At 76.3% G+C, this 6,122-nt stretch carries 6 protein-coding genes and 1 pseudogene; 4 read left to right on the plus strand and 3 right to left on the minus strand.

The window, feature by feature from the left end; all coding sequences use genetic code 11:
- Positions 1-427: pseudogene (locus C1I99_RS34300) on the minus strand (hypothetical protein); the annotation flags it as partial.
- 37 nt (positions 428-464) lie between these two features.
- Complete coding sequence (locus C1I99_RS28040) at positions 465-947, minus strand: diadenosine tetraphosphate hydrolase (RefSeq protein ID WP_111137213.1); 483 nt, start codon at positions 945-947, stop codon at positions 465-467.
- 158 nt (positions 948-1,105) lie between these two features.
- Here C1I99_RS28040 and C1I99_RS28045 point away from each other — a divergent pair, with 158 nt between their 5' ends.
- The 3 genes from C1I99_RS28045 to C1I99_RS28055 all read left to right on the plus strand — a co-directional run bounded on the left by C1I99_RS28045 (position 1,106) and on the right by C1I99_RS28055 (position 4,287).
- Positions 1,106-1,465, plus strand: coding sequence for a YraN family protein (locus C1I99_RS28045; RefSeq protein WP_111137214.1), 360 nt, complete (start codon positions 1,106-1,108; stop codon positions 1,463-1,465).
- Positions 1,466-1,573: 108 nt separating this feature from the next.
- On the plus strand, positions 1,574-3,094 hold the full coding sequence (locus tag C1I99_RS28050) for a YifB family Mg chelatase-like AAA ATPase (RefSeq protein WP_111137215.1): 1,521 nt from the start codon (positions 1,574-1,576) through the stop codon (positions 3,092-3,094).
- The gene (locus tag C1I99_RS28055) at positions 3,091-4,287 is read left to right on the plus strand and encodes a DNA-processing protein DprA (protein WP_111137216.1); all 1,197 of its coding nucleotides are present in this window, start codon (positions 3,091-3,093) and stop codon (positions 4,285-4,287) included. Before C1I99_RS28050 ends, C1I99_RS28055 begins: the two co-directional genes overlap by 4 nt.
- Before the next feature lie 54 nt (positions 4,288-4,341).
- Here the strand turns inward: C1I99_RS28055 and C1I99_RS28060 are convergent, their stop codons facing one another.
- Positions 4,342-4,683 carry a hypothetical protein gene (locus tag C1I99_RS28060; RefSeq protein WP_111137217.1) on the minus strand — a complete coding sequence of 114 codons (342 nt, stop codon included), beginning with the start codon at positions 4,681-4,683 and terminating at the stop codon, positions 4,342-4,344.
- 374 nt (positions 4,684-5,057) lie between these two features.
- On the opposite strand from C1I99_RS28060, the gene C1I99_RS28065 reads away from it, so the two are divergent.
- Entirely contained in the window at positions 5,058-6,116 is a 1,059-nt protein-coding gene (locus C1I99_RS28065) for a tyrosine recombinase XerC (RefSeq protein ID WP_111137218.1), read from the plus strand.
- Positions 6,117-6,122: the final 6 nt, after the last annotated feature.

The raw sequence follows: 6,122 nt of genomic DNA on the forward strand, positions 1-6,122 counted from the left end.
TGGGCTCGGAGATGTGTATAATAGACAGGCCCCCGCCCCGTACCGCCCAGAGTCACCCTCCGTGCCACCGAACCGTCCCGGCTCCGCCCCGGTCACCCCGAAGCGGCCGGAGTCCTCGACGCCCCCGAACGGTCCCCGGTCGGCGTCCACCGCCGCGAAGCGCCCGGAGTCCGGTTCGACCGAGCCCAAGCGCCCCGGCTCGCGCCGGCCGGTGTCGCCGTAGCGGGCGTCCTCCGCGCCGCCGCGCTGCTCCGGAACCCGCACGTCACCGTCGCCGTACGGGTCCTCCGCCGCGCCACGCCACTGCGGCTCGCCGTAGCCGCGGTCGCGCTCCCCGCCGGGATACCACCGCGACTCCTGATCTTCGGCAAAGCTCCGTCGTCCGTCCACGTCCGGCACCGTATGCGACCGGCTCCACCGCCGCCATGGCCGGGCACCGCTTGCGGGGCCGGCCCGGGCCCGGGTCAGGAGCGGTCCCCGGCGAGCGCCTCCAGCTCCGCCGTCAGCCGCGCGCGCAGCGCGTCGTGCCGGGCCCAGAGGGCGTACGCCGGATCGCGCCACACGTCGTCGGGATACCGGTAGACGGGGCCGTCGCGCAGCGCCGCCGGCTCCCAGCGGTAGCGGGGGCGGACGTGCGCGTGCAGGAACGTGTCGAGGTTGCCGAGGATCTCGTAGTTGATCCGCCGGAAGCCCGGGTCTCGCCGGGCGCAGACCCGGGCGACCGCCTCGCCGAGCAGGTCCATGTCGGCCAGGAAGGCCAGCCGCCGGTGCCGGGGCAGGTCGGTGAGCCGGTCGGCGGTCGGGTCGTCGGTGATCAGCACGCAGTATCCGGGCAGGTGCTGCACGTCGCCGATCACCGCGAACCCGGCGGAGAGCCGGCGCAGCACGGTCGGGTTCGTGCCGTGGAGGGCCGCGCGGACCCGGTGGGCACGCCAGTCGGCGCTCATCCGGGCACGCTAGCCGACCGGCGCGTCGCCGGCCCCGTTCGAGACCTCGCATAGCACGGCGAGGGCATGATCGTCCGGCCGTCCACAGCCCGTCCGGTCATCCACAGGACGGCGGTGCGGGGCGGCGGGATCCGGCCACGGCCGGGCACCGTGCCGGCATGACGACGCGAAGCCAGGCGGTCGGCGCGTACGGCGAGCGGTGCGCCCTGCGGCACCTGATCGGGGCGGGGCTGCGGCCGGTCGCCCGCAACTGGCGCTGCCCCGCCGGGGAGATCGACATCATCGCCTGGGACGGGCCGGTGCTCGCCTTCTGCGAGGTGAAGACCCGCCGCACCGAGGAGTTCGGCAGCCCGGCCGAGGCGGTCGTACCGGCCAAGGCGCGCCGGCTGCGCGGCCTGGCCGCCCGATGGCTGGCCCAGACCGGCACCACCGCCGACGAGGTGCGCTTCGACGTGCTCTCGGTCCGGCTCACCGGCGCCGGCGCGGCCCGGGTCGAGCACCTCAAAGGCGCGTTCTGAAATGGCCGGGCGCGCGGAGCGGGAGTCAGGCCACCGCGCGGGCGCGGTACGCCGGGCCCGGCCATCGGGCGGCAGGCCGCGCGGTGGCGGTGGAGGGCCGGTGCCGGCATGAGCTACGCGAAGGTGCTCTGCGTGGGCCTGGTCGGGGTGACCGGCCACCTCGTCGAGGTGGAGGCCGACCTGGCTCCCGGCCTGCCGGCGGTGGTCATCTCCGGGCTGCCGGACACCGCCCTGCACGAGGCCCGGGACCGGGTCCGCGCCGCCGTGGTCAACTCCGGCCAGCGGTGGCCCAACCGGCGGATCACTCTCAACCTGCTGCCGGCCACCCTGCCGAAGTTCGGCTCCGCCTTCGACCTGGCGATCGCGGCGGCCCTGCTGGGCGGCTCCGGCGAGTTGCCGCTGCTGCCACTGGAGGGTGTCGTGGTCCTCGGTGAGCTGGGCCTGGACGGAACGGTCCGGCCGGTACGCGGCGTACTGCCGATGGTCGCGGCGGCGGCCCGGGCCGGTGTCGTGCGGGTGATCGTGCCGGCCGGCAACGCCGCCGAGGCCGCCGTCATCCCCGGCGTGCGGGTCCGGGCGGTCGACACGCTGCACCGGCTGGTCAGCTTCGTCCGCGACGGGGAGCCGTTGATCGAACCCGACGTCGGCGAGCCCTCGCCGGCCACCCCCGGGCCGGACCTTGCCGAGGTGGCCGGGCAGGGGTTGGGCCGGCGCGCGGTGGAGATCGCCGCCGCCGGCGGCCACCATCTGGCGCTGCTCGGGCCGCCCGGCGCCGGCAAGACCATGCTCGCCGAGCGACTCCCGTCGATCCTGCCCGAGCTTGACGACGAGGCCGCGCTGGAGGTCACCGCGCTGCACTCGATCGCCGGGCTGCTCCCGCCGGGCGGCCGGCTGCTGCGCCGCCCGCCGTTCCAGGCGCCGCACCACACCGCCACCGTGCCGTCCCTGGTCGGCGGCGGCTCGGGGCTGGCCCGTCCCGGCGCGGTGTCTCTGGCCCACCGGGGCGTGCTCTTCCTCGACGAGGCGCCCGAGTTCAGCAAGGGCGCGTTGGAGGCGCTGCGGCAGCCGTTGGAGAACGGCCGGGTCCAGCTGGCCCGTAGCCGGGGCGGCGCCGAGTACCCGGCCCGCACGCAACTGGTGCTGGCGGCCAACCCGTGCCCGTGCGCCAGCCCGGCCGGCGACGCGTACTGCGAGTGCCCGCCACTGGTGCGCCGGCGCTACCTGGGCCGGCTCTCCGGGCCGCTGCTCGACCGGATCGACGTGCAGGTGAGGCTGCCGCCGGTGCGCGCGGCCGAGCTCATGGAGGCGGCCGCCGACAGCGAGTCATCGGCGACGGTGGCCCGGCGGGTCGCCGCGGCCCGGGCGGCGGCGCAGGCGCGCTGGGCCGCACTGGGCCGCCGGCTCAACGCCGAGATACCCGGCCCGTACCTGCGCCGCCCACCGTGGCGGCTGCCCGCCCGGGACACCGCCGAACTGCGGGCACGGCTGGACTCCGGCTCGGTCTCCGCCCGCGGCTTCGACCGGATCATCCGCCTGGCCTGGACGATCGCCGACCTGGACGGGCGGGACCGACCCGACCGGGAGGACGTACGGGAGGCCATTCAACTCAGAACGGGGGAAGGTTCGTGAGCACCGCCGAGGAGCAGACGCTGGCCCGGGTGGCCCTGACCTGGCTCACCGAGCCGGGCACCTGGTCGGTGTACCACCTGGTCGACCGGCTCGGCCCGGTGACCGCACTCGACCTGCTGCTCGACGGCGGCGCGCCGGACGAGCAGCTGCGGGCCACCGTCGCCGCCCGCTCCGCCGGCGGTGACGCCCGAGCCGTGGCGGCCGAGGCGGTGACCCGCACGGAGCGACTCGGCGCGCGCATCGTCAGCCCAGGCGACGACGAGTGGCCCGCCCGCGTCGACCATCTGCGCCGGCTCCGGCTGCCCGACGCGCAGCGACGGGTGGACACGCAGACCGCGCCTCCGCTCTGCTTTTGGGTACGCGGCTGTTGGCCGCTCGCCGAGGCGTTCGACCGTTCGGTCGCGGTGGTCGGCGCTCGGGCCGCCACCGGGTACGGCACGCACGTCGCCACCGAACTCGGCTACGGCCTGGCCGATCGGGACTGGACGGTCGTCTCCGGCGGCGCCTTCGGCATCGATGCCGCCGCCCACCGTGGCGCGCTCACCGCTGGCGGGCTCACGGTGGCGGTGCTGGCCTGCGGGGTGGACCGCCCCTACCCGATGGGCAACGCGGCGCTGTTCGACCGGATCGCCGACACCGGGCTGCTGGTCAGCGAGTGGATGCCCGGCGCCGACCCGTTGCGGCCCCGGTTCCTCATCCGCAACCGGGTCATCGCGGCCGGCACCCTCGGCACCGTGCTGGTGGAGGCGGCGGCCCGCAGCGGCGCCACGCAGACGACCCACCGGGCGATCGCCCTCGGGCGGCCCGGGATGGTGGTGCCCGGACCGGTCACCTCGGCGATGTCGGTCGGCGCTCACGAGTTGCTGCGGGAGTACCCGAAGGCCCGGGTGGTGACCGGGGTCGCCCACGTGCTGGAGGAGGTGGGCCGGATCGGTGGCGACCTGGCCCCGGTCCCCCGCGGCCCGCAGCGGCCCGTCGACCTGCTCGACGACGACACGAGATCGGTGCTGGAGTCGATGCCTCGCCGGGGCGTGGTCGGGGTGGACGTCCTCGCCGCGCGGGCCGGAGTCGCCGTCCGCACCACCCTCCGGAAACTGTCCATGCTGGAGGAGATGGCCCTGGTGGTGCGCCGGGAGAAGGGCTACGCTCTCGCGTCGCCGCCCACCCGCCGATCGTCCCGCGACGGCTCCTGACCGCACCGGTGGGCGGCCTGGCGGCAGGTGGGTCCCGTCGTGGCCGTGGTCCGGTCAGTCCCCCTCGAAGCGGATCTCCATCTCGCCGTCCTGCCGGCAGCGGCGGGCCAGCCGGTCCAGCCGGCGCAGGTGGGCCAGCTCCGGGGCAGCCCGGGCCGCCTCGGCCAGGCGGCGCAGCTCAGCGAGGAGCTGCGGCGCCCGGTCGGCGGGGACCACCAACTCACCAATCGGGTCCACCCGGTCGAGCAGCGGCGTACGCCCACCCCCGCGGGCCCGGGTGAGCAGGTCGAGCAGCACGTCGTCGGGATCGGGCAGCACCTCGGCCGGGACGTACGACACCCGGCGGCGGTCGGGGCCGGCACCGACCACCCGGTAGAGGACGACATCCACCCCCACGGCGGCCCCCTTCGTCGAGCCCGGCGGGTCGAACGGCGAGCTGCGCCCAGAGCTCACACGCGTTGTCCGACAGTCTCCCCGCACCGGCCCCGGTAATCCACTGCGGTGGCGACGGGAACCGCGTACCAGCACGACCCGGGCCGGAGGTAACCGGACCATCGGTGGCGCCGGACCGCACCTCGACGGCGCTGGTGGGCGCGGCAGACGGCCGGCCCCGTCGACGGCGCACACCCTGCCTGCGGGCCGTCACCGCTCTCATCCGCAGCTCAACAGCGGGCCGGCAGGACCGGTGAGCCCTCCCCCGGCGGCTCGGCGTCGTGCCGGTGGCGCGGGCCGCCGTAGGCTTGACCGGTGCCAGCCGAGGACGCCACGAGATGAGCCGGTCGGCCAGGAGCACCCGGGCCATGCACGAGGCGCTTCCGGGGGCGATGCGCGAGGCGGTGGACGACTTCGCCGCGCACCTGTCCACGGTGCGCAATCACTCGGCGCACACCGTCCGGGCGTACGTGGGTGATCTGGTCTCGTTGCTGGACCATGCGAGCCGGATGGGTTGCGTCGAGCCGGCAGAGCTGGACCTGGGGATGCTGCGCAGTTGGCTGGCGAAGCAGCGGACGACCGGCGCCGCCCGGACCTCGCTCGCCCGCCGGGCCGCCTCCGCGCGGACGTTCAGCGCCTGGGCGCACCGCTGCCGGCTGCTCCCCACCGACGTGGCGGCCGGCCTGACGAGCCCTCGCGCACACCGGGAGCTGCCCACCGTGCTCCGCGCCGACCAGGCCGCCGCTCTGGTCGAGGCGCCCGGACGGATCGCGGCCCACCCGGTGACCGCGGCCCGGCCCGAGGACGCCGCGCCGCCGGTCCCGGGCGCCGAGGGCGACGGGTCCGGCGCCGCCCCGGCGGGTGGTCCCTCGACGGTGGACGCCACCGCGGAGGCGGTGCTGCTGCGGGACCGGGCGCTGCTGGAGCTGCTCTACGGAACCGGGGTACGGATCAGCGAGGCGTGCGGACTGGACGTCGCGGACGTCGACCACGCCCGGCGGGTGGTGCGGGTGCTGGGCAAGGGCGGCCGGGAACGGGCGGTGCCGTACGGGGTGCCGGCCCAGCAGGCGATCGACGAGTGGCTGCGTCGGGGCCGGCCGGTGTTGACCGCCGCCCACTCCCGGGACGCGCTGCTGCTCGGTGCCCGTGGCGGGCGGCTACACCCGACGGCGGCTCGCCGGGTCGTCACCGGGTACGCCGAGGCCGTCGGACTGCCCCGGATCGGCCCGCACGGGCTGCGCCATTCGGCCGCCACCCACCTGCTGGAGGGCGGCGCGGATCTGCGGGCGGTGCAGGAGCTGCTGGGACACGCCTCGCTGGCGAGCACCCAGATCTACACGCACGTCTCGGTGGAACGCCTGCGCGCCGCCTACCGCCAGGCCCACCCCCGCGCCTGATCGCAC

Source organism: Micromonospora deserti (assembly GCF_003236335.1).
Taxonomy (GTDB): domain Bacteria; phylum Actinomycetota; class Actinomycetes; order Mycobacteriales; family Micromonosporaceae; genus Micromonospora; species Micromonospora deserti.

Excerpts from the sequence above, each read along its gene's own strand:
- C1I99_RS28045 (WP_111137214.1), top strand. The coding sequence starts at position 1,106 with ATGACGACGCGAAGCCAGGCGGTCGGCGCGTACGGCGAGCGGTGCGCC.
- C1I99_RS28050 (WP_111137215.1), top strand. The coding sequence starts at position 1,574 with ATGAGCTACGCGAAGGTGCTCTGCGTGGGCCTGGTCGGGGTGACCGGC.
- C1I99_RS28065 (WP_111137218.1), top strand. The coding sequence starts at position 5,058 with ATGAGCCGGTCGGCCAGGAGCACCCGGGCCATGCACGAGGCGCTTCCG.
- C1I99_RS28040 (WP_111137213.1), bottom strand. The coding sequence starts at position 947 with ATGAGCGCCGACTGGCGTGCCCACCGGGTCCGCGCGGCCCTCCACGGC.